2 protein-coding genes are annotated in these 2,453 nt (G+C 51.8%); both read right to left on the reverse strand.

The annotated features are described in order from the left end of the window. Window positions 1-69: 69 nt before the first annotated feature. Window positions 70-798, reverse strand: a complete 729-nt coding sequence (istB, locus tag EDM58_RS25195; protein WP_122906949.1) for an IS21-like element helper ATPase IstB — start codon at window positions 796-798, stop codon at window positions 70-72. Further along, window positions 795-2,297 (reverse strand): IS21 family transposase, encoded by a 1,503-nt coding sequence (istA, locus tag EDM58_RS25200; RefSeq protein WP_122906950.1) that lies wholly within the window; start codon window positions 2,295-2,297, stop codon window positions 795-797. Before istA ends, istB begins: the two co-directional genes overlap by 4 nt. Between the last annotated feature and the right edge of the window lie 156 nt (window positions 2,298-2,453).

Here is a 2,453-nt window from a genome sequence, read left to right on the forward strand (position 1 = left end):
TGTTTTTCGCAAGTCAAAAATACAGAGAATCGCTGCGGATTTGTGCATAGGCACGGCCAACGCTGAAGATTATGACGATCTCACTCCGGATAGCGCATTTCGTAGCCGGTAGCTCTCGCCGGTGAAAGCCAGGACGTGTGCGTGGTGAACGAGTCGGTCCACGAGCGCTGCTGTCAGTCTGGCATCTCCAAACACCGTGTTCCACTGGCCAAACTCAAGGTTAGAGGTGACAATCACACTCCTTTGCTCATAGCATTCGGAGATGACGTTAAACAGTAGTTCAGCTCCGTCTTTGTGAAAGGGCACAAACCCCATTTCGTCGAGGATGAGTAACTCAGCCTTCTGCAACTCCCGCTGAAAACGGCTAAGCGTCCCGGATTGGTACTTGTCCTGTAACGCGGCCACAAGGTCATGCACCCGAAAGAATCGTACCTCGTACCCTCGTCGGCAAGCCTCCACGCCTAGTGCCGTTGCCAGGTGGGTCTTGCCTGTTCCCACTTTGCCCAGCATCATCACGTTCTCTTTCCGCTCGAGAAATGCCAGATCCGTTAGGAGCTCACGACTGCAATGCGCTGGGAAGGTGACTGCTCCGAAATCATAATCCTCTAGTGTCTTCATCTGTGGAAACCGGGCTTTCTTCATGAGTCTGCGAATCCTGGATATCTCTCGGCCCCGCAGTTCCACTTGGAGGACTTCAAGCAGGTATTGCGAGCGGTCATTGAACGCAATCGCCTCGTACGCTTCCATCACATACCCCAAGTGGAGGTTCTTGCATGCAGTAACCAATTCGTGTTTCATGCTCTGCTCACCCCCAGAATGGCGTCATATTGCCTGAGGTCCGGTGTGTGCCCGTGAATCTCCATCGGTGTATGAGCCTCCGCAAACGGCTTAGGGTGAAACTCAGGATGTTTCATCGCATATAGCGCATGCTCAAGGACTGTGTCAGGATCGAAATGCCCAGCCAGTGTATCGAGTGCAGCACCCATGTCGGACATCTGGTGTGTATCTAACAATCGACGAATCAGAGCCACACGAGATTTCCTCAGATCGATATCCTCCACTTGCACGAATCTGCGGACGGAAGCAGGCATGAACCTCGCCAGATCGGAGTACATCACCATCCTTGGCTTTCTCAGGTAACCCTCAAACACATCTGTCCACTCAATCGGGATTGCCTTTTCCGTGTACGGGCGAGGCAACGTCCCCAGGTGTCGGTACTCTCCGTCGCCCGACAAAACCTCGATCTCGTCCCATTTCACCTTGAGCAATACGGGATCTAGCGCACGGCACTGCGGTAGTGGATATGTGGTTGTTTCAAACCGGAGTTCCCGATATTTGTTCAAGCGGGCCGGTTCAAGCCTGAAAACCTCAAACGCAACGGTTGGCATAGCCAAAAGCTTCTTCCGTTCTTGCTCCCACAAGTCGACGATACGCTCTTTCTTGGCATAGTGTGGACGATCCATGTCTGCCTCTGCTGCCTGGGCCAAGTATGTCTCAAGGTCAGCATCCGTTTCGCAAATCGGTGGTGGTACGAGCCAATTACGCCGACTGTACCCCACCTTGTTCTCCACATGCCCCTTTTCGTGACCACGATAGGGATTACAGAATTCTGGGTCGAACCGGTAGTGGGTAGCAAACCGCAGGAACTGATCGGTGCATGACCGCTTTCCATCACGGCCAATCGAGACCACCGCCGCCGACAAGTTGTCGAACCAGATTTTCCTCGGAACGCCTCCCATCCGTTCAAAGATGCGCTTCATTGCCTCCAGAAAACACTCTGTGTTCTCCTTTCGAACCGGAAAGGCGAAGGCCGCATTGCTAAACGGGAAGGACATAATCAGCACTTTGCGCTCCACGAGTTGACCTGGTTGCCCAACATAGGCTGTACCAAAATCAACCTGTGCCTCGCCGCCGGGGTGTTCGAGTCGTTCATAGCTTTCGGCACGTTCCAGCTTGAGTTCTTTTCGGCGTTTGGCTACATATTCTTCAACAGTGCGTCGTCCGCCCTCAAACCTGTATTCATCACGCAGACGATCAAAGATTCGCTTCGCGGTATAACGCTGTTTGCGGGGCAACGCCTGCTCCTCCGTTAACCAAGTATCAATGATGTCAAGATACGGACCGAGAACGGGATATCGTCTCTTGCGCCGACAAACGGGTTCATTCCAATCGTCCTTTGTGGCGTATTTCTTGGCTGTCCTCCAATTGACTCCCATGGCTCTCGCAATCTCCGAGATTGAATAATCCTCATTCTCGTACAAAAATTTGATATACTGTTGCTGTGGCACTTTCAACATTCCTCTCACATCTCCCTGGTTCTTCTGGACAAAGACCAAGGTAGACTTAATAGAGTGATGTTGGCAAGTGCCTATTTATTTTTCCGCCTTGTAAAACGCAGGCTAGCTCTGCATTTTTACGCTGCGATTTTCTGTACTTTTATTATGCGATATACA

The organism is Brevibacillus panacihumi (genome assembly GCF_003710985.1).
GTDB classification, from domain to species: Bacteria; Bacillota; Bacilli; order Brevibacillales; family Brevibacillaceae; genus Brevibacillus; species Brevibacillus panacihumi.